Origin of the sequence: Streptomyces sp. NPDC001728 (genome assembly GCF_040297565.1) — a bacterium.
Classification (GTDB): Bacteria; Actinomycetota; Actinomycetes; order Streptomycetales; family Streptomycetaceae; genus Streptomyces.
Genome location: NZ_JBEOZK010000009.1, coordinates 1 through 26,927, shown reverse-complemented (window position 1 = coordinate 26,927; position 26,927 = coordinate 1). Strand labels below are relative to the sequence as shown.

Sequence of the window (26,927 nt, the reverse complement as noted above, 5' to 3'; positions counted from 1 at the left end):
AGTCGGCCGGGCCGCTGGCCCAGGTGGCCGAGTCCTTGCGCCAGTAGGCGGCATCCGTGCGGCCCCGTTCCCCGGGGCGGGGCCGCACGCGGTGTACCGGTTGGGGCATGACCCTTCCCGTGAAGCAGCTCAGCGACCCCGCCGTGCGCGCCTTCGTCGCCGCCCTCAACGCCGGTGACGAGGCCGCCCTCTTCGAGGCGCTCGGTCCCGGCGCGACCATGTCCGACGACGGCTCCGACCGCGATCTGCGGCAGTGGCTCGACCGCGAGGTGTTCGCCTCGCGCGGGCACATGGACGTCGAGTCCGAGGCGGACGGCGGGCTCGCGCTCGTCGCCCGCTACCGCAACGACACCTGGGGCGAGATGCGCACCGCGTGGCGGTTCGCCGTCGAAGGCGGCAAGGTCACCCGCTTCGAGACCGGCCAGGCCTGACCTGCCTGACCTCGTGCCCGAAGGCCGGGCGTGGCTCCGCGCCCCCCGGCCGGTCGGGGGCCTGAGCGTGCCCTCACTGCCGCGGGCAGCACCGACCAACGCCCCGTCGAGTGTCGGCCGGCGCCCCTACCCCCGGCCGATGTACGGCATCCCCGTCGCCATCACCGTCGCGAACTGCACGTTCGCCTCCAGCGGCAGTGCCGCCATGTGCACCACCGTCGCCGCCACGTCCGCCGCGTCCATCACCGGTTCCGCCGCCAGTTGTCCGTTGGCCTGGAGGATGCCCGTCTGCATGCGGGCCGTCATCTCCGTCGCCGCGTTGCCGACGTCCAGCTGGCCGCAGGCGATCCGGTACGGGCGGCCGTCGAGCGACAGGGACTTCGTGAGGCCCGTCATCGCGTGCTTCGTCGCCGTGTAAGCGATCGAGTGCGGGCGCGGGACATGCGCCGAGATCGAGCCGTTGTTGATGATCCGGCCGCCCTGCGGGTCCTGTTCCTTCATGGTCCGGAAGGCCGCCTGGGCGCAGAGGAACGCGCCCGTCAGGTTGACGTCGACGACCGCGCGCCAGGTGTCCGGGTCCAGGTCCTCGACGGGAACGCCGCCGCCCGCGAACGTACCGGCGTTGTTGAAGAGCAGGTCCACCCGGCCGTAGTGGGTCCGTACCGCCGTGAAGAGGGCCGTGACCTCCTCCGCCGACGTCACGTCCGTCGGGACGGCCAGGAAGTCCCCGGCCGGGGCCGCCGCCGCCGTCTCCTCCAGGGCCGCCGCCCTGCGGCCCGCCAGGGTCACCGACCAGCCGGCCGCCGCCAGGGCAAGCGCCACGCTCCGGCCGATGCCCGATCCCGCTCCCGTCACCACTGCGATGCTCATGGGCGCGCAGCGTACGCGAGACGTGTGCCCCATGAACTCATCGTTCCGACACGTGGATGTTCCGTACCCGCCCCGGGGGCGTCGTCCCGTGCCCCTCGAATGACGGAGGGACAGTATCCGTATGGGGAGGGGCACATGAACCACGTACACGACACATCCGCGCACTCCGAGGAACTCCGCGCCGCAGCACGCCATGTCGACCGGCGCCGGTTCCTCACCGTCACCGGGGCCGCCGCCGCGCTCGCCTTCGCCACCCAGTTGCCCACGGCGGGCGCCGCTGCCGCCGCCGAGCTGGACGGCCGGCGCGTCACCGAGGACCCGTTCACCCTGGGGGTGGCGTCCGGCGACCCGCTGCCCGGCTCCGTCCTGCTCTGGACGCGGCTCGCGCCCCGCCCCTTCGAGCCCGACGGCGGACTGCCGGCCGCCCGGCTCTCCGTGCACTGGGAGCTCGCCCGCGACGAGCGCTTCACCCGGACCGTCCGGCGCGGCCGTACCACCGCGCATCCGGAGTTCCGGCACTCCGTCCACGTCGAGGTCGAGCACCTGGACCCCGACCGCGAGTTCTTATACCGCTTCCGCGTCGGGGACTGGACGAGCCCCGTCGGCCGCACCCGCACCGCGCCGGCCCCCTGGGCCCGCAACGCGGCCCTCAAGCTCGCCGCCGTCTCCTGCCAGGCGTACCACGACGGGTACTTCACGGCCTACCGCCACCTCGCGGACGAGGACGTCGACGTCGTCTTCCACCTCGGCGACTACCTGTACGAGTACGCCGTGAACGCCACCGGCGGCGCCCGCGCCTACACCGACCGCACCCTCCCGGCCGTCTTCAACCGCGAGACGCTCACCCTGGACGACTACCGGCTCCGCTACGCGCTCTACAAGTCCGACCCCGACCTGCGCGCCGCGCACGCCGCCCACCCCTTCGTCGTCACCTGGGACGACCACGAGACCGAGAACAACTACGCGGGCGACACCCCCGAGAACGGCGTCCCGCCGGAGGAGTTCCTGCTCCGCCGGGCCGCCGCCTACCGCGCCTACTGGGAGCACCAGCCGCTCCGCGCGCCCCAGCGGCCCGAGGGCCCCGACATGCGCCTCTACCGGCGTCTGCGCTTCGGGCAGCTCGCCCAGTTCGACATCCTCGACACCCGTCAGTACCGCTCCGACCAGGCGTACGGCGACGGCTGGAAGGTCCCGGGACCCGAGTCCGAGGACCCCTCGCGCACCCTGACCGGCGCCGCCCAGGAGCGCTGGCTGCTCGACGGCTGGCGGCACTCGCGGGCCCGCTGGAACGTCCTGCCGCAGCAGGTCGTGTTCGCCGAGCGCCGCGACCGCTCCACCGCCGACTTCACGCTCTCCATGGACTCCTGGGACGGCTACCCGGCCTCCCGGCAGCGGGTCCTCGCGGGCGCGGAGGCGGCCGGCGTCGAGAACCTGATGGTGCTCACCGGGGACGTCCACGTCGGCTACGGCCTCGACATCAAGGCCGACTTCCGCGACCCGTCCTCGCGGACGGTCGGCACCGAGATCGTCGCCACCTCGATCACCAGCGGCAAGAACGGCTCCGACCGGCCGTCCAACCACGACCGGCTCACCCAGGCCAACCCGCACCTGAAGTTCTACAACGGGCGGCGCGGCTATGTGACGGTGGCGCTCGGCGAGGACGGCGCCCGCGCCGACTTCCGTACGGTGCCGTACGTGACGACCCCGGGCGCCCCCGTCACCACGGCCGCCTCCTTCGTCACGGAGGCGGGCGACCCGGGCCTCAAGCCCGCCTGACCGGGCCTCGCGGGGGCGCAGGGTCGGCGTGACCGGCCGTCGGGCCGGCAGGACCGGGCCCTCGCGGGGACACGTCAGCGGTCCTCGCGAGGGCGGGACACCGGGCGCCTCAGCCCCGCGCGGCGGCCGTCTCCTGCGGGTAGCGGACGCCGACGCGGTCCCGTACCGCGTCGAGCGTCCGCATCACCGCCAGGGAGCCTTCGAGGGGGACGAGCGGGGACTCCGTCTCGCCCGCCCGCAGGCAGCGCATCACCTCGGTGGCCTCGTGCCGGAGGGAGTGCGGGTCGTTCCCCGACACGAACTCCTCCGGCTCGTGGCCGTTCCGGCGCAGGGTGAACCGCTCGGGGTAGAAGAAGCCGCGCGGGATGTCGATGCGGCCGAGCGAGCCGGTCACCGAGGCCGTCAGCGGGGTGTCCGCGACGAGCGAGCAGGACAGCAGCGCCGACGCCCCCGAGTCCCAGCCGAGCAGCATCCCGGTGTTCAGGTCGACGCCCTCCGGAGAGAGGAGCGCGTGCGCGTGGACGGTGTCCGGCTCGCCGAGGAGCAGCTGCGCGAAGGACACCGGGTACACGCCGAGGTCGAGCAGCGCCCCGCCGCCCACGGCCGGGTCCCGCAGCCGGTGGTCGGGGGCGAACGGGCCGGCGAGCCCGAAGTCGGCCTGTACGGTCCTGACCTCGCCGATCGCCCCGCCGCGCACCAGCTCGGCGATCCGCCGGACCAGCGGGTTGCAGTACATCCACATGGCCTCCATCAGGAAGAGGCCGCGGTCCCGGGCGAGGCCGACGAGTTCGCCCGCCTCGCGCGCGTCGAGGGTGAGGGCCTTCTCGCAGAGGACGGCCTTGCCCGCCTCCAGGGCGCGGCCGGCCGCCTCGCGGTGCGCGTGGTGGGGCGTCGCCACATAGACGACGTCGACGTCCTCGTCGGCGAAGAGCCCGGCCCAGTCCCCGTACGCCCTCGGTATGCCGAACCGGTCGGCGAAGGACTTCGCCGAGGCCTCGGTACGGGAGGCCACGGCGACGACCTCCGTGTCCTCCAGCGTCAGCAGGTCCGCCGTGAACCGCTCCGCGATGCCGCCCGTGGCAAGGATTCCCCAGCGCACCGTCTTCGTCATGTCCCCACCCATGTCCCCACCCGTCCCACAGAGGTCTCGACCTGTCCGGTCGAGCTGAGAGCATAGGCAAGGATTCAACGAGATGGAGCTGTCGATGCCGGAGAGCGGCCAGAAAACAACACAAGGGCACATAACCGAAAGCGCCACGACCCTCGAAAGCGGCACCGCCACCCAAGGCGCCGCGACCCCCGCCGTCACCGCCGCCCGGCGGACGGGGCTGCTCGTCACCCTCGTCCTCGGCGGACTCACCGCCCTCCCGCCCCTCTCCATGGACATGTACCTGCCGGCGCTGCCGGAGGTCACCGGCGCGCTGCACGCCCCAGCCGCCACCGTCCAGCTCACCCTGACCGCCTGCCTCACCGGCATGGCCCTCGGGCAGCTCGTCGTCGGCCCCATGAGCGACAAGTGGGGCCGCCGCCGCCCGCTGCTCATCGGCATGATCGTGTACGTCCTCGCCACCGCCGTCTGCGCCCTCGCGCCCACCGCCGAACTCCTCATCGGCTTCCGGCTGCTCCAGGGCCTCGCGGGCGCCGCCGGCATCGTCATCGCCCGCGCCGTCGTCCGCGACCTCTACGACGGCGTCGAGATGGCCCGGTTCTTCTCCACCCTGATGCTGATCTCCGGCGTCGCCCCGATCGTCGCGCCCCTCATCGGCGGCCAGATCCTGCGGTTCACCGACTGGCGGGGCGTCTTCTACGTCCTCACCGTGATCGGCATCCTCCTCACCCTCGTCGTCCACCGCTTCCTCCACGAGACGCTGCCTCCCGAGCGGCGGCACGAGGGCGGCGTCGGCCAGGCCCTGCGCACCATGAAGGGCCTCCTCGCCGACCGGGTCTTCGCCGGCTACACGCTGACCGGCGGGCTCGCCTTCGCCGCCCTCTTCGCGTACATCTCCGCCTCGCCGTACGTCATCCAGGAGATCTACGGCGCCTCTCCGCAGACCTTCAGCCTCCTCTTCGGCGTCAACTCCGTCGGGCTCGTCGTCGTCGGCCAGATCAACGGCAAGCTGCTCGTCGGACGCGTCAGCCTCGACAAGGCACTCGGCTGGGGCCTCGGCGTCATCCTGCTCGCCGCCCTCGCGCTGACCCTCATGACCACCGGCGTCTTCGGTGAGACCGGCCTCGTCCCCGTCGCCGCCGGACTCTTCGTCCTGATGTCCGCGATGGGCCTCACCCTGCCGAACACCAACGCCCAGGCCCTGATGCGCACCCCGCACGCCGCCGGCTCCGCCTCCGCGCTGCTCGGCACCACCTCCTTCCTGATCGGAGCCGTGGCCTCCCCGCTCGTCGGCATCGCGGGCGAGCACACCGCCGTCCCGATGGCCGTCGTCCAGCTGAGCTGCGCCGTCCTCGCCGCCGTCTGCTTCCTCACCCTGTGCCGCCCCTGGCAGCGCACCCGAGGGGCCGGTCCGCGCGCCACGGCGGCCTAGAATGTCTCGGTGAACGCCTCCCCCTCCGCCGACACCCTGCGCGCCGCCCTCGCCGGGCTCCTCGACGGGCTGCCGCCCCGCCAGGCCGCCCGGGCCGTCGAGCGACTGATCGCCAACTACCGGGGCACCACCCCGACGGACGCCCCCGTGCTGCGCGACCGCTCCGACGTCGCCGCGTACGCCGCGTACCGGATGCCGGCGACCTTCGAGGCGGTACGCGGCGCCCTCGGCGCCCTGCGCGAGGCCGCGCCCGGCTGGGAGCCCCGTACCCACACCGACATCGGCGGCGGCACCGGCGCGGCGAGCTGGGCCGTCGCCGAGGCCTGGGAGGACGAGCCGCCCCGCACCACCGTCCTGGACTGGGCGGAGCCCGCGCTCGCGCTCGGCCGCGAACTGGCCGGGAGCGTCCTGGACGCGCAGTGGCGGCGCGAACGGATCGGCGCCGCCCTGCGCCTCGACGACACCGACCTCGTCACCGTCTCGTACGTGCTCAAGGAACTCACCCCCGCCGACCGGACGGCCCTCGTGACCGAGGCCGCGCGGGTGGCGCGGACGGTCGTGATCGTCGAGGCCGGCACCCCCGACGGCTACGAGCGGATCATCGCCGCCCGCACGCTCCTCGTCGAGGCCGGGTTCACCGTCGCCGCGCCCTGCCCGCACAGCGGGGCCTGCCCGATCGAACCGGGCACGGACTGGTGCCACTTCTCGGCCCGGGTGAGCCGGTCCTCGCTGCACCGCCAGGTGAAGGGCGGCTCGCTGCCGTACGAGGACGAGAAGTACGCCTACGTGGCGGCGACCAGGCACCCGGTGACGCCCGTGGCCTCCCGCGTCACCCGCAGGCCGCAGATCCGCAAGGGCCTGGTCCAGCTGGAACTCTGCGGCCCTGACGGCCTCGCCCGCGAGACGGTCACCAAGCGGCACGGCCCCCTCTACAAGCGGGCGCGTGACGTGGCGTGGGGCGACGCGTGGCCGCCGGAGGACGAGGACTGACCGTCCGGCGGCCGGGGCGGACCCGGCCTGTGGTCACGTCCCGGCGCAGAGCTCCAGCCCCGCCGGGATGGCGAGGAAGGCGCGCTCCACCCCCGGGAGCAGGGTGCGCAGGCCGCCCCGGCCGCCCGAGCGGACCCAGTCGCGCGCCGCGATGCTCCACCCGGTGCCGGTCAGCTCCGCGAGGACCCGGGGCCGCAGGTCGTCCGCCGGCAGTCCCAGCCGCTCCGCCAGCAGGTCCCCGATCCGCTGCTCGGCCCCGGCGCGGTGGTGCGCCACATGGGCCAGCAGCGCCGGTTCCCTCAGTACGAGCCTCCGGGTGGCGACGTAACGTTCCCCCCAGTCCGCCCCCAGGGCGGTGACCGTACCGCACAGCACGTCCTGGAGTTCCGCGAGGACGGGCCCGGACAGCGCGCGCTCCTCCAGCGCGGCGACCAGGGCCGCCCACAGCTCGGCCTCGGCCTCCACGGCCGCCGCCTCCTTGACCGGGAAGGTGCGGAAGAACGTGCTCTTCGACACCTCCACCGAGTCGACGAGATCCTCCACCGTGGTCGCGTCGAGGCCCCGCTCGGTGAACATCCGCAGCGCGGCGGCGGCGAGCGCCTGACGGGTCCGCAGCTTCTTCCGCTCCCGGAGCGGCAGCGAACGGTCGTCGGTGGAGGCGGGGGTGGGAGTGGGGGACGGGGCAACCATGGCGGCACCCTACCGACGGGGACGGGCGACGGACCCGCCCCCGCACCGCCCCCGAGGACCCGGCCGGTCAGGACACCGCCGGGGGCCGTAGCTCCTGGGTGCAGCACTTCACGCTGCCTCCGCCCTTGAGGAGTTCGCCCAGGTCCATGCCGAGGGGTTCGAAGCCCCGGCCGCGCAGGGGCTCGAAGAGGCCCACCGCCGCCTGCGGCAGCAGCACGTGGCGGCCGTCGCTCACCGCGTTGAGCCCGAGGGCCGCCGCGTCCGCGTCCGTGGCGATCAGGGCGTCCGGGAAGAGCCGGGCGAGCACCGCGCGGCTGCCGGGGGAGAAGGCGTCCGGGTAGTACATGATCTCGTCGGCCGCGTCGTCCAGGACGCAGAGCGCCGTGTCCAGGTGGTAGTAGCGCGGGTCGACCAGTTCGAGGCCGATCACCGGGCGGCCGAAGAACTCCTGCGCCTCGTCGTGGGAGAGCGGGCTGGACCGGAAGCCGCGCCCGGCGAGGATCCAGGAGGCGGTGACGGCGAAGTCGCCCTCGCCCTCGTTCACATGCTCCGGGGCCCGTACGGCGTCCTCCGCCCAGCCGTTTCCGCGGAACCAGGACAGGTGCGCGTCGGCCTCCGCCGCGCGCTCCGGGTGGGCGAACTTCGCGCCGAGGACCCGGCCGTCGACGACGGTGGCGCCGTTCGCCGCGAAGACCATGTCCGGCAGCGCGGGGTCGGGGGCGAGCAGGTCCACGGTGTGGCCGAGCGCGCGGTAGCGGTCGCGCAGGTCCTCCCACTGGGCGAGGGCCAGCGGCAGGTCGACCGGTTTCGTCGGGTCCATCCAGGGGTTGATGGAGTACGTCACCGTGAAGTGCGCGGGTGGGCACATCAGGTAGCGGCGGGGCGAGGGCGTGCGCGGAGTGGTGCGCAAGGAGGGCTCCTCACGGGCGTGCGGACGGAGTCACCGGCGGGGTGAAGACCCGCCGGATCGGTGGACCCCATGGTCCGCCTTCCGGGCCCCGCGCGCTGTGGACCGTTCGGGTGGTTCGCGTACCCCCGCCCTACCCCCGCCGCGCCGCCGCCCCCGCCCTCGCCCTCGCCACCTCGCGAGACGCGCCGTCTCGCGCGCGGTTAGACTGGGCCCATGCCCGACACCAAGGCCCCCGACGCCTCCCGACGCAGCGAGCGCTCCCGCAGCGCCATCTTCGCCGCCGCCCTCGCCCTCGTCTCCGAGAACGGCTACGCGAAGACCACCATCGAGGGCATCGCGGCCCGCGCCGGCGTCGGCAAGCAGACCATCTACCGCTGGTGGCCCTCCAAGGCGGCCGTCCTCCTCGACGCCTTCCTCGACCTCGCCGCACGGGCCAACGAAGCCATGCGGGGGAACGACGCCCCCGGCGGGGAAGGGGACGGCGAGATCCCCGACACCGGAGACCTCGCCGCCGACCTCCGGTACGTCCTGCGCGCCACCGTCGACGAGATGACCGACCCCACCTTCGACGCCCCCACCCGCGCCCTCGCCGCCGAGGGCATCGTCGACCCCGAGCTGGGCGCCCGCTTCACCGAGGCCCTGCTCGAACCCCAGCTCCAGTACTACGTCCGCCGCATCGAGGCCGCCCAGGCCGCCGGTGACATCGACCCGGACATCGACCCGCGCATCGCCGTGGAACTCCTCGTCGGCCCGCTCCACCACCGCTGGCTCCACCGCACCCTGCCCCTCACCCACGCCTACGCCGACACCCTCGTCGACCTCGCCCTGCGCGGCCTCACCCCCAGGCGCTGACACATCTCACAGGGAAGCCGGGACATCTCACAGGGAAGCCGGGACATCTCACAGCACCCCGGTTCCGCACTCCGGTCACCCGAGGCGCAGGATGGTGGGACCATGGGCAGAGCCGAACGGGCGAGCATGAGGTGTGAGGGGATAGATGGGCGACGGCATCGGCCGCTACCGCGGCACGGAGAGCAAACTCGCACAGTGGCTGCGCAGGCGCCCGAAACGCACCGCGGCCGACGACGAGAACGACCGCGAGAAGCTGCTCCTGGCCGTCGCCGCCGCCGGGCTGCCCCTGGCCCCCGCCGCGTACCCCGTCGGCTACAGCTGTTCCTGTGAGCGGATCGGCTGTCCCACCCCCGCCCGGCACCCCGTCTCCTTCGCCTGGCAGACGCAGTCGACCACCGACCGCGCGCAGATCGAGCGCTGGGCGCGCAACGAGCCCGAGGCGAACTTCATCACCGCCACCGGCATGGTCCACGACGTCCTCGACGTACCGCTCGCCGCGGGCCGGGCCGCCCTGGAGCGGCTCCTCGCCGAGGGCGTGGAGGTCGGTCCGGTCGCCGAGTCGGCCGACATCGACACCGTCGGCGGGCGCATGCTCTTCTTCACCGCCACCCGGGGCACCCCCGAGGACGAGGACGAGTGGTGGCCGTGTGAGCTGGACTGCCACCCGGAGACGATGGACGAGCACCCGGGGCTCCGCTGGCACTGCCGCGGCAGCTATGTGCTCGTACCCCCGGCCCGGCTCCCCGGCGACGAGGGCGACCGTCCGGTCGTCGCCTGGCTCCGCGGCCCCGAGCACCCGCTGCCCGACCCGCTGAACCTCCTGGAGACCCTGCAGGACGTCTGCGCCCGCCACGCGGCGGAACGCGAGGCGGACGGCGACGGGGAGCACACGGCCCACGAGATCGCGTGGCCGCTGACCCGGTGAGCGGCTGATCCGCCTGCCCCGGTGAGGTCAGACCCGCCCGACCCGGTGACGGACCGGTCGTCTCACTGAGAGGCGGTCCTGCCCCGAGGCCGCCCGGCCCTCCCGGCGGCCGTGCTACGACCCCTGCGCCCCCACCACGCCCTGGAGCCGGGCCTTGACCGTGACCGCGTCGCGGTCCGTGCCCGCCGGCCGCACCAGGGCCACCTGGTCGGACACCCACTCCTTGGTGACGGTGTTCTTCACGTCGCCGGTCATCAGCGCCTTGATCTCGGGGTCGACCTTGGGCCGGTAGCCCGGCGCCGCCGTCTGCCGCTCGAAGAACCGGGTCGAGAAGAACACGAACGCGTCGCCGTCCTTCGTCCGCAGCCCGAACGGCGCGAAGTCGCCCTGGTCCGTGACCCGGTCGAGGAACTGGGTCGCGAGCCCCGGCCGCTTGGCGGTCTTCTGCCGCTGCTCCCGCCAGGTCGTCGTGTGCGGCCCCGCCGCGAACGGCCCCGGCCGCCCGTCCTTGAGATACGAGACATACGCCGTGCCGAGGTCCTTCGGCGCGACCGCCAGGGCGTCGGTGTCCGCGGCGACCGGCACCGCGTACCCCTCCTCCTCGGCGAACTCGGGCACCTGCGAAGGGCCGAGGATCACCAGGTGGGCGGCCTCCCACAGCTGCTGCGGACCGTTGCGGACGAAGACCAGCAGCCAGCGCTGGTCGCCCGGGCCCCCGTCGGTGTCCAGGTTGGGATCGGTGTCCGCGAGGAACCACCGCGGCCAGCCCGCCTTGCGGGGCAGTGTGAAGCGCGCGTCGGTGAGGGCGAGCGGCCGGTGGTTCGCGTTGCCGCCGGGGCTGGTGACCGCCCGCGCGCGCAGCCCCGCCTGGTTGATCTCCCCGAGCGGGCCGGTGACCCGGTCCGCGTCCTGGGCCGGGTCGTACGTCTTGTCGGCACGGTTGTAGGCGGCCGTGAAGTCGGCGAGCGCCTGCGCCGCCTCGGCCGGGGTGGCCGGGGGCAGCAGCGCGCTCTCACCGTGCACGGTCACGCAGCCGCTCGCCGTCAGAGCGAGGACGGCCGCGGTCGCCGTCGCTCCCAGGAGTCTCGCGGGCCGCCGTGCCGACGACCGCTCAAGCGGTCCTGCCGGCGCTCGCCCCAGCCTCAGCCTTGTCATCGGTCGCCTTCTGCTTCTTCATCCGCGCGGACGGACCCGACCCTATCGGGGCCAGGAAGATCGCGAGCGTCGGGACCAGATACAGCGCCCACACCGTGACCTGAAGGACCGTCGGGTCCGGCTGGAAGTTGAAGACGCCCTTGAGGAGCGTGCCCAGCCACTTGTCCGGCGGGATCGTCTCCGAGATGTCGAAGGCCTTGTTCGCGAGGCCGCCGAGGAAGCGGGCCTCCTGGAGGTCGTGGACGCCGTACGCGAGCACGCCCGCCGCCACCACGACCAGCATGCCGCCGGTCCAGGTGAAGAACTTCGCCAGGTTGATCTTCAGCGCGCCCCGGTAGAACAGCCAGCCGAGCAGCACCGCCGTGAGCAGGCCGAGGAGGACTCCGGCCAGCGGCGCGTACGTGCCGTCGGAGGAGGCCCGTACCGAAGCCCACACGAAGAGCGCCGTCTCCAGGCCCTCGCGGCCCACCGCGAGGAAGGCGGTGGCGACCAGCGCGCCGGTGCCCATCTGGAGGGCCGCGTCCAGCTTGCCGTGCAGCTCCGTCTTGAGGTGCCGGGCCGTGCGCCGCATCCAGAAGACCATCCAGGTCACCAGGACCACCGCGACGATCGACAGCGAGCCGCCGAGCAGCTCCTGCGCCTCGAAGGTCAGCTCCTGGGAGCCGAACTCCAGGCCGGCGCCGAAGGCGAGGGCCACACCGACGGCCACGCCGATGCCGATCCAGATCGGCTTCAGGGCGTCCCGCCGGCCGGTCTTCACCAGATAGGCGATGAGGATGCTGACGACGAGGCTGGCTTCCAGGCCCTCGCGCAGGCCGATCAGATAGTTACCGAACACGTCGGTTCCCTTCCTGGAGTGCGTGCGGAGTCACGAGAACAGCCCCCGGCCCCACCAGTCGTCCTTGTTCCGGACGCCCGACGGGATCGCGAAATGCGCCGAACCCACGTGCTGGATGTATTCGTTGAGGGCGTCGGTCGCCAGCGAGGTCTGCACCGGGATGAAGCCGGTCCGGACGTCCTTCTGGTACGCCAGGAAGAACAGGCCGGCCTCCAGACGGCCGAGGCCGTCCGTGCCGTCCGTGAAGGAGTAGCCGCGGCGCAGGATCGTCGCCCCGTTGTTGCTGTCGGGGTGGGCGAGCCGGACGTGCGAGTCCGGCTTCATCGCCTTCAGGAACGGCGCGTCGTGCTCCTTGGGCTTGCCCATGGGCGCACCCTCGCGCTTGTCGCGGCCGAAGACGTCCTCCTGCTCGGCGAGCGACGTACGGTCCCAGGTCTCGATGTTCATCCGGATGCGGCGGGCGACGAGGTACGAGCCGCCGTCCATCCAGGCGGCGCCGCCCTCGGCGTCCTTGCCGGAGACCCAGACGTGCTTCGCGAGCCGGTCGGTCTCGGTGCCCGCGATGTTGCGGGTGCCGTCCTTGAAACCGAAGAGGTTGCGCGGGGTCTGGGCGTCCGGGGTCGTCGAGGACGTCTTGCCGAAGCCCAGCTGCGACCAGCGCACCGCGACCTTGCCGAAGCCGATCCTGGCCAGGTTGCGGATGGCGTGCACGGCGACCTGCGGGTCGTCGGCGCAGGCCTGGACGCAGAGGTCGCCGCCGCTGCGCGCCGGATCGAGGTTGTCGCCCGGGAACTTGGGCAGCTCCACCAGGGCCCCGGGCCGCTTGTCCTTCAGCCCGAAACGCCCGTCGAAGAGCGAGGGGCCGAAGCCGATGGTGAGGGTGAGACGGGAGGGCTTGAGGCCCAGGGCCTCGCCGGTGTCGTCCGGCGGTGCCTCCGGCAGACCGCCGTAGGCGCCCTCGCCGACCTCGGCGCCGGCCGTCATGCGCTCGGCGGCCCGCGTCCAGTCCTTGAGGAGCTGGACCAGCTCGGCGCGGTCCTTCGTCGTCACGTCGAAGGCGGCGAAGTACAGCCGGTCCTGTACGGCGGTGGCGATGCCGGCCTGGTGCGGGCCGTGGAACGGCACGGCCGCGCCGCTGTCCGCGACCGGCACGGGGGTGTCCCCGTCCCGGGTCAGCGCCACGGCGCCGCCGGCCGCGGCGGCACCGAGCGCGAGCCCGGCACCGCCCCAGCCGATGACCGTACGGCGGGAGGGCGCGGTCGCCCCGGCGGCCGCGGTCTGCTCCTGGGTTTCCTCGGACATGTCCGTCTTCCCGTCCCTGCTGACTCGACGACTACTTGACGACGGCGGCGGCGAGCTTGGAGAGCGGCTCGGCCAGGGCGTTGACGGCGTCCGACAGTTCCTTGCGCTCCGGCTTGCCGACCTTCTCGTACGAGGTGAAGACGTAGGAGGCCTTGTCCGTGCGGTACTTGTCGAGCAGCGTGTTCAGCGCGGCGAACTGCTTGTCCAGGTCGGCGACGAGCTTCGGGTCGTTCTTGACGGCGACCGGCTTGAGCAGGTCGAAGGACTTCTGGGCGCCCTCGACGTTCGCCTTGAAGTCGACGAGGTCGGTGTGCGAGTAGCGCTCCTCCTCGCCGGTGACCTTGCCGCTGGCGACCTCGTCCAGGAGTTCCTTGGCGCCGTTGGCCATCGAGGTCGGGGTGATCTCGGCCTTGCCGACCCGCTTCACCCAGTCCGCGAGGTCCTTGTCGAGCAGGTCGGCGAGCTGCTTCTCGCGGGCGCCGATCTTCTTGTCGTGCCAGAGCGCCTTCTCCAGGCGGTGCCAGCCGGTCCAGTCCTTGGCCGGGTCCTGGCCGTCCTCCAGGCCGTCCTCGCGGACGTCGACCTTGGGGTCGATGTCGCCGAAGGACTCGGCGACGGGCTCGGTGCGCTCCCAGCCGATGCGGGACCCGGCGTAGGCCTTCTTCGCGGCCTCGACGTCACCGGCGCGGACGGCGTCGGTGAAGACCTTCACCTTGGGCAGGGTCGCGTCGGCCTGCGCCTGGACGTACTGGCGGTAGGAGGCGACGGCCGCGTCCATCTCGGGGGAGCGCTTGGCGGTCGCGGCGCCCTTGCCGGTGGCCTTGACCTGCTGGCGGATGCCCTCGCCCTGCATGCCGGGCTTGCAGGCGATGGCGTAGTCGCCGGCCTTGATCTCGGCGGTGAGCGTGGCCTTGATGCCGGGACCGATGTTCTCTCGCTCGGTGACGATCCGGTCGTCCGGGTAGAGGACGTAGACCTCGGTGATCTTGGAGCCGCGGTTCTCGACGGCCAGCTTGACGTGGCCGGCCGGGAACTCCTTCTTCGAGACCTCGCAGGAGTCGTCCTTGGCGATGACGGTGATCGTGCCGTCGTCCGCCTTGGCGTCGCTCTTCTCGGCGCAGCCCGTGACGGCGGCCAGAGTCGCCGCGGTCGCGGCGGCGGTGACGACGGACAGACGGACGGCTCGCATGAGGACTCCAGGGACGCGGGGACGGACTGAGGCGAACCTAACTTAACCGAGGCTTACCTCAGCAATACCCACCCGTCCAGTGATTCAGCTCTCAACCCCGGCGACCCGGACACGGTGGGATCACGGAGTCTTCATGGGCTTCTCATGGCCGGGTCAAGGGAGAGTCAAGAGTGGGCGGATGGGGATGAATTGGCGGCATTCGCCTGATTCGGCGGGTCGCGAGGTCGCCGGCCGTGAGGGCCACCCCTGGACCGCCGTCCGCCGAACGAGGCGGGGCCGCACCCGATTCCGGGGTGCGGCCCTGCCGGCATGCCGCCGGATGTTTCAATTTCCGCCATGAACACGACCGTGCGCAGCGCCGCCACCGCCACCGACATCGACGTCCTCAGGGTCTTCTGCGCGGGCGACGGTCGGCACGGCAACCGGCTCGGAGTCGTACGGGACGCCCGTACCCACCCCGACGAGGCCTCCCGGCAGGCGCTCGCCAAGGAGCTCGGCTTCAGCGAGACGGTGTTCGTGGACGACCCCGAGCGCGGGATCGTGGACATCTACACCCCCGGGCTGCGGCTGCCGTTCGCCGGACACCCGCTCGTCGGCGCCGCCTGGCTGCTCGACCTGGAGGTCATCTGTCCGCCGGCCGGTGAGGTGTGGGTGCGCGGGGACGGGGAGTTCACCTGGATCGAGGCGCGCGCCGAGTGGGCGCCGCCGCGCACCCTGCGCCGGTACGGCTCCGCCGCCGAGGTGGACGCCCTCGACGTGCCCGAGCCGGGGGAGTGGATCTACGCCTGGGCCTGGGAGGAGGAGGCCGCGGGCCGGATCAGGGCGCGGGCGTTCCCGGGGCGCGGCGACGGCATCGACGAGGACGAGGCGACCGGCGCGGCGGCGCTGCTGCTCACGGCGGAGCTGGGACGGGCCCTGAACATCACGCAGGGCCGGGGTTCGCAGCTGCTCACCGCCCCAGGCCCCGACGGCATCGTGGAGTTGGGCGGACGGGTCCGCCTGGAAGGGACGCTCACGCGCTGAGCGCACGGGCGCCGGACGCTCACGGGCTCACGCGCTGAGCGGGAACTCGCCTCCCAGCTGGTGGAAGACCGCGCTGTTGAAGTCGAACGCCCGCTTGCACTCGTCGACGATCCGCTGCTTCTCCAGATCGTCGGCGTTCACCCCGTCGAGCAGTTCGCGGTACGCCCGCTTGAACGCGGCCGGGTTGCCGATCGCGTCGAACACGTAGAAGCGGACGCCGTCGCCCTTGCGCGTGAAGCCCCAGGTGCGCTCCGCCTTGTCGCGGATGATCTGGCCGCCCGACAGGTCGCCCAGATAGCGCGTGTAGTGGTGCGCCACATATCCGGCGGGCCAGTCGCGGGCGCACTCGGCGACCCGCTCGGCATAGGCGGCGGTGGCGGGCAGCGGGGAGGCGGCGGCGCGCCAGCCGGGGCCCCGCAGATGGGCGAGGTCCTGCTCCAGGGCGGCCGTGCGGAACAGCTCCGGCTGTACGAAGGGCCCGGCGACCGGGTCCTCGCGCAGGGCCTCCGCGCCCTCCTCCAGGGCCCGGTACACGAACCACAGCTGCTCCGTGTAGCGGGCGTAGGCGTCGACGGCGAGCCGTCCGCCCAGGAGGTCGCCCATGAAGGACGAGGTCTCCGCCTCCGTGTGCTGCTCGTGCGAGGCCGTACGGATGAGCGTGGAGAAGGGCGTGTCCAAGGCGTGCCTCCGGGACCGATGGGACGGGAGCCAGTGACGATCCTGCCAAGTTAGGCTTCCCTAAGTCAACTGGTTCCCGACGTCCTGTCGGTAAGAAGCTACCCACCCGGGGGGTCAGGGCAACGTAAGGATCTCGGCCCCGTTCTCGGTCACCACGAGCGTGTGCTCGAACTGCGCGGTCCGCTTCCGGTCCTTGGTCACCACGGTCCAGCCGTCGTCCCACATGTCGTAGTCGTGGGTGCCGAGGGTCAGCATCGGCTCGATCGTGAAGGTCATGCCGGTCTTGATCTCGGTGGTGTGGTGGGGGGAGTCGTAGTGCGGGACGATCAGGCCCGAGTGGAAGGACGAGTTGATGCCGTGACCGGTGAAGTCGCGGACGACGCCGTAGCCGAAGCGCTTGGCGTACGACTCGATGACCCGCCCGATGATGTTGATCTGTCGGCCCGGCCGCACCGCCTTGATCGCGCGGTTCAGGGACTCCCGGGTCCGCTCGACGAGCAGCCGCGACTCCTCGTCGACGTCACCGCAGAGGTAGGTGGCGTTGTTGTCGCCGTGGACGCCGTTGATGTACGCGGTGACGTCCAGGTTCACGATGTCGCCGTCCCGCAGGACGGTGGAGTCGGGGATCCCGTGGCAGATGACCTCGTTGACCGAGGCGCACAGCGACTTCGGGAACCCCCGGTAGCCGAGCGTCGACGGGTACGCGCCGTGGTCGCACATGAACTCGTGCGCGACCCGGTCGAGCTCGTCGGTGGTGACGCCCGGGGCGATGTGCTTGGCGGCCTCCTCCATCGCCTGAGCGGCGATGCGGCCGGCGATCCGCATCCGCTCGACGGTGTCGGAGTCCTGCACCTCGGGCCCGGTGTAGGGGGTCGGGGCGGGCTTCCCGACGTACTCGGGGCGGCGGATGGAGCCCGGAACGGAACGATGGGGGGAGAGCTCCCCCGGTACGAGAAGCGACTGGCCAGACATGCCAGCGAGTCTAACGACCGGGTCTGGGGCAGCATGGTCTCGGAGGAAGGAGCCGACGACGATGGCTTTGTTCAAGAAGCGCACTGTGGGCAAACCGGGCGAGTGGTACTACTGCCTGGAGCACAAGAAGGTGGAAGAGGGCCCCGAGTGCCCGGCGAAGAACCGTTTCGGCCCCTACGTCGGCCGTGAGGAGGCCTCCCACGCCATGGAGACCGCCCGCGACCGGAACCTGGAGTGGGAGACCGATCCCCGCTGGCACGACAAGGGGCGGACGGAAGAGGACCCCGACTGAGGCGGGCGCCGGGGCGAGGCGCGCGCGGCCGGGGCCGGCCTCAGACGGTCCCGGCCGCCTCCGGGGCCGCCCGCTCCCCGGCCGTCTCCTGCTGGGCCTTGCGGCGCAGCGAGTCCTCGTCGGTGTCGGAGTCGTACGTCAGGAGCTTCGGCAGCGCCAGACAGAGCAGCCCCACCGAGGCCACACAGGCCACGCCGCCCGTCCAGACCGCCGACCGGGTGCCGGTCCAGCCCGCCATCACGCCCGCCCTGACCTGGCCGAGCTGCGGGCCGACGCTGTACGAGAGCACCTCGATGCCCGCCAGCCGGCCGCGTAGCTCCTCCGGGATCGTCTGGTTCCAGATCGTGGCCCGGCCCAGCCCGCTCAGCATGTCGCCCGCGCCCGCGAAGGCCAGGCACAGCAGCACCGGCCAGACGTTCCCGAACCAGCCGGCCGCCGCGATGGCCAGACCCCAGCCGGCCGCGCCACCGACCACGAGCAGCCCGTGCCGCCGCACCTTGGAGGTCCAGCCGCTGGTCAGACCGAGGACCAGCGAGCCGACCGAGCCCGCCGCGTACATCAGACCGAGCGACCAGTCGGCGTCCAGCTCGTCCGCGAGGAAGGGGAAGATCGTGTTCGGGAACGCGAAGAACATCGCCGCCAGGTCGATCGCGTACGTGCCCAGCAGCACCGGCCGCGACCAGGCGTACCGCGCGCCCTCCGCGATGCCCCGCAGCGAGGGCTTCTCGGCGTCGTGCGCGGGCGGGGCCGGGGAGAGCCGGCGACAGAGCAGCACCGATACGGCGAAACCGGCGATCGTCACGCCGTACGCGGGCGCGTGGCCCGCGTAGGCGACCACGAGACCGGCGAGGGCCGGGCCCGCGATGGAGCCCATCTGCCAGCGCAGCGAGTTCAGCGCCGCCGCAGCCGTCTGGTGCTCGTGCGGCACGATCCGGGCGAGCAGCGAGTCCAGGGCCGGGCGTTGGAGGCCGGCGAGCGCGGAGACGCCCGCCGCCACCACGTACAGCGGCCAGAGCACCGGGACCGGCAGCAGCGCGTTGAGCAGCAGGACCAGGGCGAGCAGCCCGAGGCCCGCCTCGGTCGCCAGGATCACCTTCCGCCGGTCGACCGCGTCGGCGAGCGCCCCGCCGTACAGCCCGAACACCACCAGCGGCACCAGCTCCACCGCGCCCATCGCACCGACGGCGAGCGGCGAACCCGTCAGCTCCTTGATCTGGAGCGGCAGGGCGATCATCGCCATCGCACTGCTGAAGTACGTGACGAGCCCCTGCACCCAGAGCAGCCGGAAGTCGGCGGACGCGCGCCAGGGCGCGAGGTCGGGCAGCAGGGCGGAGAGCTTCGCGAGGGGGGAGGGCACGAGGGGCCATGCTCCGACGGGGAGACGACCCGGGCAACCGAATTTGCGTCAGGCGGCCGGGTCACGGGGCCGCGGGGCGGCCCGCCAGGCCGGCGCCGGTTCCGTGAGGCCGCCCGGCCCGTCCCCTACCAGCGCGTCGGCGGCGGCGCCGTCAGACGGTCCGCCAGGGACGAGAGGCGGTCCCGGAAGCGGCGGCCCCGGGGGGACGGCAGGCTGTTCTCGCCCGCCGCCGCGCTCACCAGGTGCTGCACCGTGTCCAGGTCCACCTCCGCCCCCTCCGCCACCGTCAGCGCCTCGTGCGCGAGACCCCGTACCTCCGCGTCACCCCCGTCGAGCGAGAGCACCGTCGCCCCCGCCCGCCGGGCGTCGTGCACCCGCTGGAGCAGCCCGGCGTCCGGCCGCTCCGGCGCCACCATCAGCAGCGTGGCCCCGCGTCCCGCCGCCTCCAGCCGCCCCAGACCGACCCCCAGGTGGGCCGGCGCCCCCGGTCGCACCCGATGCCGTACCAGCGTCGGCGCCAGCTCCGGCAGCCCCGACCAGGCGGACTCGTCCACCAGGTGCGCCGCCAGGTGCCAGGGCTCGTACTCCTCCGTGCCGACCAGCAGCAGCCCGCCCCGTTGCGGGACGACCGAGGACCGCAGCGCGCCCGCGAACCTGCGGGCCGCCCCCGGCCACTCCGTCCCGGCGAGCACTTCCCGCAGCAACGCGACCCGTACGGCATCCATGGGCCCGCATTCTGCACCGCCGCGGGGCCCGCGCGCGGCCGGTCGCGGGGGTTCCACCCGTACGGGACTCCCGGCAGCCCGACCGGTCGGTAATGTCGGGGCCATGACTTCCTCCAGCGCACCCCAGGACCCCGCCGCCGCGCCCGCCGCCCCCAAGGCCGCACCCAAGGACCCGTGGGACCTCCCCGATGTCTCCGGTCTCGTCGTCGGCGTCCTCGGCGGCACCGGCGACCAGGGCCGCGGCCTCGCCTACCGGCTCGCCAGGGCCGGCCAGCAGGTGATCATCGGCTCCCGTGCCGCCGACCGCGCCCGCGACGTGGCCGCGGACATCGGCCACGGCGTCGAGGGCGCCGACAACGCCGAGACCGCCCGCCGCAGCGACGTCGTGATCGTCGCCGTGCCCTGGGAGGGCCACGCCAAGACCCTGGAGTCCCTGCGCGAGGAACTCACGGGCAAGCTGGTCGTCGACTGCGTCAACCCGCTCGGCTTCGACAAGAAGGGCGCCTACGCCCTCAAGCCCGAGGAGGGCTCCGCCGCCGAGCAGGCCGCCGCGCTCCTCCCGGACTCCCGGGTCGCCGCCGCCTTCCACCACCTGTCCGCCGTCCTCCTCAAGGACACCTCCGTCGAGGAGATCGACACCGACGTGATGGTCCTCGGCGAGGAGCGCGCCGACGTCGAGATCGTCCAGGCCCTCGCCGGCCGCATCGCCGGCATGCGCGGCGTCTTCGCCGGCCGGCTGCGGGGCGCCCACCAGGTCGAGTCGCTCGTCGCCAACCTGATCTCGGTGAACCGCCGCTACAAGGCCCACGCCGGGCTCCGCGTCACCGACATCTGAGCCGGCCCCGAGCCGGTCCCTCCGGGGCGGAGCGCATGGGGGACACTGGACGGGCACAGCAGCCGTACCCGGACAGGAGCCGACCCCCATGCCCCGCCTCGCCCTCTACGCCCTCGTGGTCTGCGCCCTGGCCGTCACCGCGGCCGTCGTCTCCTTCGTCGAGGGCAGCTTCCTCGGCGTCGTCTGGATTCTGCTCGCCGGCCTCTCCTCGAACATGGCCTGGTACTACGTCCGCCGCGCCAGGATGGAGAAGGCCGCCGCCGCGGAGGGCTAGACACCGCCGCGGAGGTGCGTTCAGACCCGGCAGAACTCCGGCGTCTCCTGCCAGAAGCGGAACAGCTGCGAGCCGCAGTAGCGGCTCGCCTCCGGCACCCCGAGCGACCGCAGCAGCGCGTCGATCGCGTCGAAGAAGGCCGTGTTCAGCGCGGGCACGAACAGCAGCGCGATCACGATGAAGAAGCCGTACGGCGCGTACGGCTCGATCTGCCGCTTCACCTTGTACGACAGCCAGGGCTCCACCACCCCGTAGCCGTCGAGCCCCGGCACCGGCAGGAAGTTCAGCAGCGCCGCCGTCACCTGGAGGAACGCCAGGAACGCCAGCGCGAACCGGAACTCCACCGGTACGCCGTCGAGCGCGCCCAGCCAGAACGGCGCCGTGCAGACCAGCGCGAACAGCACGTTCGTCAGCGGGCCCGCCGCCGAGATCAGGCTGTGCTTCCAGCGCCCCTTGATCCGGCCCTGGTCGATGAAGACCGCGCCGCCCGGCAGACCGATCCCGCCCATGATCACGAACAGCACCGGCAGCACGATGCTCAGCACCGCGTGGGTGTACGCGAGCGGGTTCAGGGTCAGATAGCCCTTCGCGCCCACCGTGATGTCCCCGCCGTGCAGGGCCGTACGGGCGTGCGCGTACTCGTGCAGACAGAGCGACACCACCCACGCCGAGGTCACGAAGAGGAAGACCGCCAGGCCGGGCGAGGCGGCGAAGTCGGTCCACACCGCCCAGCCGGTGACGGCCATGACGGCGAGGATCGCCAGGAAGACGGGACTGATCCGCCGTTCGTGGCGCCGGGTGGTGGCCGTGGTCATCGCGGGAGCTCCCAGGGGACGGAGGCGGGACGGAGACGGGATCGTGCGCTTCCTGATGTGCGGGAAACGTACCGGGTGACGGGGCGAGTTCCGGAGTCGGGGACCTTCTCACGGAGAATGGGCCCGTGCGCTACTCCGTCCTCGGTCCGACCCTCGCCCGCACCCCCGAAGGCACCGACGTGTCCGTCGGCGGCCCGCGGGTCCGTGCGCTGCTCACCGTCCTCGTCCTGCGGGCGGGCCGGACCGTGCCCGTACCCGAGCTCGTCGACGAGGTCTGGCACGGCGACGAGCCGCCCGCCGACGCCGTCGCCGCGCTCCAGGCCCTCGTCGGACGGCTCCGCAAGGCCCTCGGACGCGACCGGATCGTCTCCGCCGAGGGCGGCTACCGGCTCGACGCCCGGCCCCAGGACGTCGACGCCCGCCGCTTCGAGCACCTCGCCGTCGAAGGGGTGGCCGCGCTCGCCGCCGGCGACCCGGCCGGGGCCGCCGCCCTCCTCGACGAGGCCCTGGGCCTGTGGCGCGGTCCCGCGCTCGCCGACCTGCCGGACCGGGACGCGGAGGCCGCCCGCTGGGAGGCCCGCCGCCTCGACGCCCGCCGCGCCCGGCTCGGCGCGGCCCTCGCCCTCGGCGCGGCGCACGCGGCGCTCCCCGAGCTGACCGCCCTCTGCGCGGCCCACCCGCTGGACGAGCCCCTCCAGGTCCTCCGGATCCGGGCCCTGCGGGACACCGGGCGCGCGGCCGAGGCGCTCGCGGCGTACGAGTCGGTCCGCCGCGCCCTCGCCAACCGCCTCGGCACCGACCCGTCCCCGGCCCTGCGCGCCCTCCACGCGGAGCTCCTGGCCCCGGCGGCGCCCACCGCTCCGCCCGAGGCCCGGCCCGCCGCCCCGCCCGCCGCCGATCCTCCGGCGGCGCGGCCGACGGCCCCCGGCAACCTCCGGGCCCGGCTCACCAGTTTCGTCGGGCGCGACGAGGAGATCGCCCTGGTCCGCGAGGACCTGCGCCGCGCCCGGCTCGTGACGCTTCTCGGGCCCGGTGGGGCCGGGAAGACCCGGCTGTCGCAGGAGGCCGCAGAGCGGGGCGCCGGGGACTGGCCGGACGGCGTCTGGGTGGCGGAGCTCGCGCCCGTACGGGACCCGGAGGCCGTCGCCGAGGTGGTGCTCGCCGCGGTCGGCGCCCGCGAGACCGTACTGCGCGGTGCCGGAGCCGAGGAGCTGCGCGGCGGGGGCGATCCTTCCCCAAGGACTTCGTCCAGGGGATACCCCATGGCCCGGCTCGTCGAGCACTGCGCCGGGCGGCGGATGCTCCTCCTCCTCGACAACTGCGAACACCTCGTCGGTGCGGCGGCCGAACTGGCCGAGGCCCTGCTCGCGCGCTGCCCCGACCTGCGGGTGCTCGCGACGAGCCGGGAGCCGCTCGGCGTCCCCGGCGAGTCGATCCGGCCCCTCGGCCCCCTGCCCACCGGGATGGCGCTGCGGCTGCTCGGGGAGCGGGGGGCGGCGGTCCGCCCGGGGTTCGTGACCCAGGACGACCCGGTCGCCGCGGGCGAGGTGGTACGCCGCCTCGACGGCCTGCCGCTCGCCATCGAACTGGCGGCGGCGCGGCTGCGGATGCTGACCCTGCGCCAGATCGCGGACCGGCTCGACGACCGCTTCCGGCTGCTGACCTCGGGGGCACGCACGGTGCTGCCCCGGCAGCAGACGCTGCGAGCCGTCGTGGACTGGTCGTGGGACCTCCTGGACGACGCCGAACGGTCGGTCCTGCGCCGCCTCGCGGTCTTCACGGGCGGCTGCGACCTGGAGGCGGCGGAGGCCGTCTGCGCGGGGGACGGGGACACGGAGGCGGAGCGCGGCCCCAGTGGGGTGCCCGCCGTCCTCGACCTGCTCGGCGCCCTCGTCGACAAATCGCTCGTCGTCGCCGCGCCCGGCGACACCGGCATGCGGTTCCGGCTCCTCGAGACCGTCGCCGAGTACGCCGGGGAGCGGCTCGACGAGGCGGGTGAGCGGGGCGCCGTCGAGCGCCGGCACCTCACGTACTACCGCGAGCTCGCCCGCCGCTGCGACCCCGAGCTGCGCGGTTCCCGGCAGGTCGAGGCCATGGCCCGGTTCGGCGTCGAGTACGGGAACATCCGCTCCGCGATGGGCCGCGCCGTCGACGCCCGCGACGAGGACGAGGCCCTCGTCCTCGTCCACTCGCTCCTCTGGTACTGGCAGATGCGCGACCTGCGCGCCGACGCCCTCCACTGGGCGGAGTCCGTCGCCGCGCTCGGGCCCGACCCGTTCGGGACGCCCGCCGCCCCCGTCGTACCGCTGCACGAGCCGTGCACCGCCGTACCGCTGCCGCTCTCCGAGGAGCAGCGCTGGGAGGCCCGGCGCGGGGTACGGCTCATCGAGCTGCTCAACATGGACTACGACACCGGCCGCTGGACCACCCCCGCCGGGGTCGCGCGGCTGCGGCGGATCAACGCGATCTACCCGCCGGGGCTCCCGCAGACCTGCCGGCTGCCCGGCTCCTTCACGGTGTTCGCCGTCCTCCTCATCGGCGAACCGGGCCGCATGGGCGAGGCCCTGGAGGAACACGTCACCGCCTGCCGCCGCCACGGCAGCGAGTGGGAGCTCGCCAACGCCCTCCAGCTGCGCGCCAACATGTTCGCCAACCGGGCCGACCTGGCCGAGCGGGCGAGCGCCGACGCCGAGGAGAGCCTGGAGATCTTCGTCCGTCTCGGGGACTCCTGGGGTGCGGCCGAGGCGCTGTCCTCGCGCGCGGAGGCCCGTGAACGGCGGCTGGAGTTCGAGGGCGCCGCGCAGGACTACGCCGACGCCATCACGTACGCGGAACGGATCGGCGCCCAGTCCCAGATGGCGCTGCTGCGCGCCCGCTACGCCGACATGCTGATCGAGACCGGCCGCGGCGTGGAGGCGGAGGCCATCCTGCGCGCGGTGGTCGAGGGCGAGCACGGCCGGGGCCACGAACCGATGCTGGCCGGGCGGATCTTCCTGGCGCTGCTGCTCGGCCGGACCGGCCGGACGGCCGAGGCCCGGGCGCATCTGGAGGGGCTGCTCGACGAGTTCGGCTCCTCCAGGCTGTTCAGCTCGGAGACGTTCTCCATCTTCGAGGGCTTCGCGCTCGGCAGCCTCAGCTGGGTGGACAACCTCGACGGGCGGTACGCCTCGGCGCTCGTGACGGCCCGGCGGGCGTACGAGCGCTCCCTCGGCGGCCTCTCGCAGATGGTCGCGCCGCAGATGCCGTCGACCCATCTGATCAGCGCCTCCTGGGCGCTCGCCGGGCTGGGCGGCCCTTCGGCCCGTACCGCGGGGGTGCTGCTCGGCGCGTACGAGGGGTTGACCCCGCCCGGGCACCTCGCGCCGCCCGTCGAGCGGGAGAATCGGGAGCGGGCGACGGAACTGTGCCGGTCCGTCCTCGGGGACGGGGAGTTCGAGGCCGCGTACGCCGAGGGCGGCGGCCTCTCCCTGGGGGAGGCCGCCGCCCTGCTCGGTCGCGCCGCCGACGCGATCAGTGAGCGCGCCGAGTCCTGATCCCCCGGAGGGACCCCCGTACCCGGCTCAGGTCTTCTTGCGGAACTTGGCCACCGCCAGCGGCGCCGTGACGGCCGTGATCACCAGCGACCAGCCGAGGGTCATCCACACCGAGTGGGCGACCGGGCCGCCGTTGATCAGGGCCCGGGCGGCGTCGGCGAGGTTGGACAGCGGGTTGTAGTCGGTGAAGGTCTCCAGCCAGCCGGGCATCGAGGTCGGCGGGGCGAAGATCGACGAGCCGAACTGCAGCGGCATCAGGACCAGCATCGCCATGCCCTGGACGGCCTGGGCGGTCTTCATGGTGAGACCGAGCAGGATGAAGATCCACATCAGCGACGCCCCGAAGACCATCGAGAGACCGATCGCGGCGAAGAGGTGCAGGACCGAGGTCTGGATCTCCAGGCCGAGCAGGAAGCCCATGCCGAGCAGGATCGCGGTGGCGATCAGCATCCGGCCCACCTCGACGACGATCTTCGCGATCAGGACGGAGGACCGGGCGATCGGCATCGTCCGGAACCGGTCCATGACCCCCTTCTTGAAGTCGTCGTTGATGCCGACGCCGACGGCCATCGCGATGTTCATGCCCATCATCGCCATCAGGCCGGGGGTCACGTAGTTGACGTACGCGTCGTTGTTGCCCTTGCCGGCGATGGCGCCGCCGAAGACGTACACGAACAGCAGGATGAAGATGATCGGCATCATCACGGCGTCGAACATCGACTCCGGGTCCTGCTTGATCTGCAGGGCGTTGCGGCGGGCCAGGGCGCCGATGTGGCGCAGGTTGCCGCGCAGTCCTATCCGGCCCTCGGCGACGGGGCCGCGCCGTACCGGTGCCGGACTCGGCGTGCCGACGGGGGACTTGGTGACCGTGGTCGTGCTCATGCGGCGACCTCCTCGTGGGTCTCGACGGAATCGGCGGTCTTCTCGCCGGTGATGGCGAGGAACACCTCGTCCAGGCTGGGCAGATGGGTGCCGATGTGGGCGATGCCGAATCCGCGGGCGCCGAGCAGGCCCACGACGGCCGTCAGCTGCTCGTCGGTGAGGATCGGCACGTACAGCGCGCCCTCGTCGGCCACGACCGTCGCGCCGGCGATCCCGTCGAGCCCGGTCTCGCGGAGCGCGGCGGCCATCTCCGGCAGCCGGTCCGGGTCCACCGGCCGGACCTTCAGGGTCCGGCCGCCGACCTTGGCCTTCAGCTCGTCCACCCCGCCCCGGGCGATGACCTTGCCCCGGTCGATGACGGTCAGCTCGCTCGCGAGCTGCTCCGCCTCCTCCATGTACTGGGTGGTGAGGAGGACGGTGACGCCCTCGGAGACCATCCGCTGGACCTCGTCCCACACCTCGTTGCGGGTACGGGGGTCGAGGCCGGTGGTCGGCTCGTCCAGGTAGAGGACGGCCGGCCGGCCGATCATCGAGGCGGCGAGGTCGAGGCGCCGCCGCATGCCGCCGGAGTAGTTCATCGCGGGCCGCTTGGCGGCGTCGGTGAGGGAGAAGCGCTCCAGCATCTCGTCCGCGCGGCGGCGGGCGTCGGCGCGGGAGAGGTCGAGCAGCCGCCCGATCATGTACAGGTTCTCCCAGCCGGACAGCTTCTCGTCGACCGAGGCGTACTGACCGGTGAGTCCTATGGTGCGGCGCAGCTGGCGGGGGTGCTTCACCACGTCGTACCCGGCGACGGTGGCGTGCCCGGCGTCCGGGACCAGCAGGGTGGACAGACAGCGGACGAGAGTGGTCTTCCCGGCGCCGTTCGGGCCGAGCACACCGAGGACGGTGCCCTCCTGGACGTCCAGGTCGACCCCGTCGAGGGCCTTGGTGTCGCCGAAGTGCTTCACGAGGCCCCGGACCTCGATGGCGGTGGTGTGTGATCGCGTCATGTCCACCACTAGACCAGCCGCCACCGACAATCCCCCGACAGACGGCCGACAGCCCCGCCGGCATCGGTCGGCGGGGCTGTCGGC

At 73.1% G+C, this 26,927-nt stretch carries 26 protein-coding genes; 11 read left to right on the top strand and 15 right to left on the bottom strand.

Translation table 11 applies throughout. The features are described 5' to 3' along the window. Positions 1–107 precede the first annotated feature (107 nt). A complete protein-coding gene (locus ABT154_RS15630; protein WP_351857376.1) occupies positions 108–431 on the top strand; it encodes a nuclear transport factor 2 family protein in 324 nt (107 codons plus the stop codon). Between the two features lie 126 nt (positions 432–557). Here the strand turns inward: ABT154_RS15630 and ABT154_RS15625 are convergent, their stop codons facing one another. Then, positions 558–1,334: an SDR family oxidoreductase gene (locus tag ABT154_RS15625; RefSeq protein WP_351857375.1), complete on the bottom strand. Its 777-nt coding sequence runs from the start codon at positions 1,332–1,334 to the stop codon at positions 558–560. 102 nt (positions 1,335–1,436) lie between these two features. Here ABT154_RS15625 and ABT154_RS15620 point away from each other — a divergent pair, with 102 nt between their 5' ends. Then, complete coding sequence (locus ABT154_RS15620; protein WP_351857374.1) at positions 1,437–3,077, top strand: alkaline phosphatase D family protein; 1,641 nt, start codon at positions 1,437–1,439, stop codon at positions 3,075–3,077. Between the two features lie 109 nt (positions 3,078–3,186). Here the strand turns inward: ABT154_RS15620 and ABT154_RS15615 are convergent, their stop codons facing one another. Further along, the gene (locus ABT154_RS15615; protein WP_351857373.1) at positions 3,187–4,188 is read right to left on the bottom strand and encodes a Gfo/Idh/MocA family protein; all 1,002 of its coding nucleotides are present in this window, start codon (positions 4,186–4,188) and stop codon (positions 3,187–3,189) included. Between the two features lie 94 nt (positions 4,189–4,282). Here ABT154_RS15615 and ABT154_RS15610 point away from each other — a divergent pair, with 94 nt between their 5' ends. Both ABT154_RS15610 and ABT154_RS15605 read left to right on the top strand, forming a co-directional pair. Next, positions 4,283–5,617, top strand: a complete 1,335-nt coding sequence (locus ABT154_RS15610; RefSeq protein ID WP_502969520.1) for a Bcr/CflA family multidrug efflux MFS transporter — start codon at positions 4,283–4,285, stop codon at positions 5,615–5,617. A 9-nt stretch (positions 5,618–5,626) separates the two neighbouring features. After that, entirely contained in the window at positions 5,627–6,607 is a 981-nt protein-coding gene (locus ABT154_RS15605) for a small ribosomal subunit Rsm22 family protein (RefSeq protein WP_351857369.1), read from the top strand. Positions 6,608–6,640: 33 nt separating this feature from the next. Here the strand turns inward: ABT154_RS15605 and ABT154_RS15600 are convergent, their stop codons facing one another. Both ABT154_RS15600 and ddaH read right to left on the bottom strand, forming a co-directional pair. Then, entirely contained in the window at positions 6,641–7,297 is a 657-nt protein-coding gene (locus tag ABT154_RS15600) for a TetR/AcrR family transcriptional regulator (RefSeq protein ID WP_351857367.1), read from the bottom strand. Positions 7,298–7,364: 67 nt separating this feature from the next. Next, positions 7,365–8,207, bottom strand: coding sequence for a dimethylargininase (gene ddaH / locus ABT154_RS15595; protein ID WP_351857365.1), 843 nt, complete (start codon positions 8,205–8,207; stop codon positions 7,365–7,367). Between the two features lie 213 nt (positions 8,208–8,420). Between ddaH and ABT154_RS15590 the strand changes: the two genes are divergently transcribed. Both ABT154_RS15590 and ABT154_RS15585 read left to right on the top strand, forming a co-directional pair. Further along, complete coding sequence (locus ABT154_RS15590; protein ID WP_351857363.1) at positions 8,421–9,059, top strand: TetR/AcrR family transcriptional regulator; 639 nt, start codon at positions 8,421–8,423, stop codon at positions 9,057–9,059. A gap of 145 nt (positions 9,060–9,204) precedes the next feature. Beyond that, entirely contained in the window at positions 9,205–9,984 is a 780-nt protein-coding gene (locus ABT154_RS15585) for a bifunctional DNA primase/polymerase (RefSeq protein WP_351857362.1), read from the top strand. A 114-nt stretch (positions 9,985–10,098) separates the two neighbouring features. Here ABT154_RS15585 and ABT154_RS15580 read toward each other — a convergent pair whose 3' ends face one another. From ABT154_RS15580 to efeO, 4 genes are read right to left on the bottom strand one after another with little or no spacing between them, the layout of a single operon-like run. Beyond that, positions 10,099–11,139: an SCO2278 family lipoprotein gene (locus ABT154_RS15580; protein ID WP_351857360.1), complete on the bottom strand. Its 1,041-nt coding sequence runs from the start codon at positions 11,137–11,139 to the stop codon at positions 10,099–10,101. Then, positions 11,096–11,977 (bottom strand): iron uptake transporter permease EfeU, encoded by an 882-nt coding sequence (gene efeU / locus ABT154_RS15575; protein ID WP_351857358.1) that lies wholly within the window; start codon positions 11,975–11,977, stop codon positions 11,096–11,098. The genes ABT154_RS15580 and efeU overlap by 44 nt, the downstream gene beginning before the upstream one ends. Before the next feature lie 30 nt (positions 11,978–12,007). Continuing rightward, positions 12,008–13,279 carry an iron uptake transporter deferrochelatase/peroxidase subunit gene (gene efeB / locus ABT154_RS15570; protein ID WP_351857356.1) on the bottom strand — a complete coding sequence of 424 codons (1,272 nt, stop codon included), beginning with the start codon at positions 13,277–13,279 and terminating at the stop codon, positions 12,008–12,010. Between the two features lie 31 nt (positions 13,280–13,310). Then, a complete protein-coding gene (gene efeO, locus ABT154_RS15565) occupies positions 13,311–14,468 on the bottom strand; it encodes an iron uptake system protein EfeO (protein WP_351857354.1) in 1,158 nt (385 codons plus the stop codon). Between the two features lie 336 nt (positions 14,469–14,804). On the opposite strand from efeO, the gene ABT154_RS15560 reads away from it, so the two are divergent. Beyond that, positions 14,805–15,491: a PhzF family phenazine biosynthesis protein gene (locus ABT154_RS15560; RefSeq protein WP_351857352.1), complete on the top strand. Its 687-nt coding sequence runs from the start codon at positions 14,805–14,807 to the stop codon at positions 15,489–15,491. Between the two features lie 27 nt (positions 15,492–15,518). Here ABT154_RS15560 and ABT154_RS15555 read toward each other — a convergent pair whose 3' ends face one another. After that, positions 15,519–16,169 (bottom strand): biliverdin-producing heme oxygenase, encoded by a 651-nt coding sequence (locus tag ABT154_RS15555; protein WP_351857350.1) that lies wholly within the window; start codon positions 16,167–16,169, stop codon positions 15,519–15,521. Positions 16,170–16,283: 114 nt separating this feature from the next. Further along, entirely contained in the window at positions 16,284–17,141 is an 858-nt protein-coding gene (gene map / locus ABT154_RS15550; RefSeq protein ID WP_317875111.1) for a type I methionyl aminopeptidase, read from the bottom strand. A 61-nt stretch (positions 17,142–17,202) separates the two neighbouring features. Here map and ABT154_RS15545 point away from each other — a divergent pair, with 61 nt between their 5' ends. Then, entirely contained in the window at positions 17,203–17,433 is a 231-nt protein-coding gene (locus tag ABT154_RS15545; protein WP_351857348.1) for a hypothetical protein, read from the top strand. A 40-nt stretch (positions 17,434–17,473) separates the two neighbouring features. Here ABT154_RS15545 and ABT154_RS15540 read toward each other — a convergent pair whose 3' ends face one another. Both ABT154_RS15540 and ABT154_RS15535 read right to left on the bottom strand, forming a co-directional pair. Continuing rightward, complete coding sequence (locus ABT154_RS15540; protein ID WP_351857346.1) at positions 17,474–18,790, bottom strand: MFS transporter; 1,317 nt, start codon at positions 18,788–18,790, stop codon at positions 17,474–17,476. 125 nt (positions 18,791–18,915) lie between these two features. Further along, positions 18,916–19,515 (bottom strand): hypothetical protein, encoded by a 600-nt coding sequence (locus ABT154_RS15535; protein ID WP_351857344.1) that lies wholly within the window; start codon positions 19,513–19,515, stop codon positions 18,916–18,918. 103 nt (positions 19,516–19,618) lie between these two features. Between ABT154_RS15535 and npdG the strand changes: the two genes are divergently transcribed. Both npdG and ABT154_RS15525 read left to right on the top strand, forming a co-directional pair. Next, positions 19,619–20,350, top strand: coding sequence for an NADPH-dependent F420 reductase (npdG, locus tag ABT154_RS15530; protein ID WP_351857342.1), 732 nt, complete (start codon positions 19,619–19,621; stop codon positions 20,348–20,350). A gap of 88 nt (positions 20,351–20,438) precedes the next feature. After that, the gene (locus tag ABT154_RS15525) at positions 20,439–20,624 is read left to right on the top strand and encodes a hypothetical protein (RefSeq protein ID WP_056560177.1); all 186 of its coding nucleotides are present in this window, start codon (positions 20,439–20,441) and stop codon (positions 20,622–20,624) included. Between the two features lie 20 nt (positions 20,625–20,644). Here ABT154_RS15525 and ABT154_RS15520 read toward each other — a convergent pair whose 3' ends face one another. Continuing rightward, positions 20,645–21,439: a site-2 protease family protein gene (locus tag ABT154_RS15520; protein WP_351857340.1), complete on the bottom strand. Its 795-nt coding sequence runs from the start codon at positions 21,437–21,439 to the stop codon at positions 20,645–20,647. A gap of 125 nt (positions 21,440–21,564) precedes the next feature. Here ABT154_RS15520 and ABT154_RS15515 point away from each other — a divergent pair, with 125 nt between their 5' ends. Beyond that, complete coding sequence (locus tag ABT154_RS15515) at positions 21,565–24,972, top strand: AfsR/SARP family transcriptional regulator (RefSeq protein WP_351857338.1); 3,408 nt, start codon at positions 21,565–21,567, stop codon at positions 24,970–24,972. Between the two features lie 27 nt (positions 24,973–24,999). Here ABT154_RS15515 and ABT154_RS15510 read toward each other — a convergent pair whose 3' ends face one another. Further along, positions 25,000–25,854: an ABC transporter permease gene (locus ABT154_RS15510; RefSeq protein WP_351857336.1), complete on the bottom strand. Its 855-nt coding sequence runs from the start codon at positions 25,852–25,854 to the stop codon at positions 25,000–25,002. Beyond that, positions 25,851–26,843, bottom strand: coding sequence for an ATP-binding cassette domain-containing protein (locus tag ABT154_RS15505; protein ID WP_351857334.1), 993 nt, complete (start codon positions 26,841–26,843; stop codon positions 25,851–25,853). Before ABT154_RS15505 ends, ABT154_RS15510 begins: the two co-directional genes overlap by 4 nt. Between the last annotated feature and the right edge of the window lie 84 nt (positions 26,844–26,927).

Bases quoted from the DNA above. Each gene is read 5' to 3' on its own strand.
- ABT154_RS15630 (WP_351857376.1), top strand. From the start codon at position 108: ATGACCCTTCCCGTGAAGCAGCTCAGCGACCCCGCCGTGCGCGCCTTC.
- ABT154_RS15625 (WP_351857375.1), bottom strand. From the start codon at position 1,334: ATGGGGCACACGTCTCGCGTACGCTGCGCGCCCATGAGCATCGCAGTG.
- ABT154_RS15620 (WP_351857374.1), top strand. From the start codon at position 1,437: ATGAACCACGTACACGACACATCCGCGCACTCCGAGGAACTCCGCGCC.
- ABT154_RS15615 (WP_351857373.1), bottom strand. From the start codon at position 4,188: ATGACGAAGACGGTGCGCTGGGGAATCCTTGCCACGGGCGGCATCGCG.
- ABT154_RS15610 (WP_502969520.1), top strand. From the start codon at position 4,283: ATGCCGGAGAGCGGCCAGAAAACAACACAAGGGCACATAACCGAAAGC.
- ABT154_RS15600 (WP_351857367.1), bottom strand. From the start codon at position 7,297: ATGGTTGCCCCGTCCCCCACTCCCACCCCCGCCTCCACCGACGACCGT.
- ABT154_RS15590 (WP_351857363.1), top strand. From the start codon at position 8,421: ATGCCCGACACCAAGGCCCCCGACGCCTCCCGACGCAGCGAGCGCTCC.
- ABT154_RS15585 (WP_351857362.1), top strand. From the start codon at position 9,205: ATGGGCGACGGCATCGGCCGCTACCGCGGCACGGAGAGCAAACTCGCA.
- ABT154_RS15580 (WP_351857360.1), bottom strand. From the start codon at position 11,139: ATGACAAGGCTGAGGCTGGGGCGAGCGCCGGCAGGACCGCTTGAGCGG.
- efeB (WP_351857356.1), bottom strand. From the start codon at position 13,279: ATGTCCGAGGAAACCCAGGAGCAGACCGCGGCCGCCGGGGCGACCGCG.
- efeO (WP_351857354.1), bottom strand. From the start codon at position 14,468: ATGCGAGCCGTCCGTCTGTCCGTCGTCACCGCCGCCGCGACCGCGGCG.
- ABT154_RS15560 (WP_351857352.1), top strand. From the start codon at position 14,805: ATGAACACGACCGTGCGCAGCGCCGCCACCGCCACCGACATCGACGTC.
- map (WP_317875111.1), bottom strand. From the start codon at position 17,141: ATGTCTGGCCAGTCGCTTCTCGTACCGGGGGAGCTCTCCCCCCATCGT.
- ABT154_RS15545 (WP_351857348.1), top strand. From the start codon at position 17,203: ATGGCTTTGTTCAAGAAGCGCACTGTGGGCAAACCGGGCGAGTGGTAC.
- ABT154_RS15535 (WP_351857344.1), bottom strand. From the start codon at position 19,515: ATGGATGCCGTACGGGTCGCGTTGCTGCGGGAAGTGCTCGCCGGGACG.
- npdG (WP_351857342.1), top strand. From the start codon at position 19,619: ATGACTTCCTCCAGCGCACCCCAGGACCCCGCCGCCGCGCCCGCCGCC.
- ABT154_RS15525 (WP_056560177.1), top strand. From the start codon at position 20,439: ATGCCCCGCCTCGCCCTCTACGCCCTCGTGGTCTGCGCCCTGGCCGTC.
- ABT154_RS15520 (WP_351857340.1), bottom strand. From the start codon at position 21,439: ATGACCACGGCCACCACCCGGCGCCACGAACGGCGGATCAGTCCCGTC.
- ABT154_RS15510 (WP_351857336.1), bottom strand. From the start codon at position 25,854: ATGAGCACGACCACGGTCACCAAGTCCCCCGTCGGCACGCCGAGTCCG.
- ABT154_RS15505 (WP_351857334.1), bottom strand. From the start codon at position 26,843: ATGACGCGATCACACACCACCGCCATCGAGGTCCGGGGCCTCGTGAAG.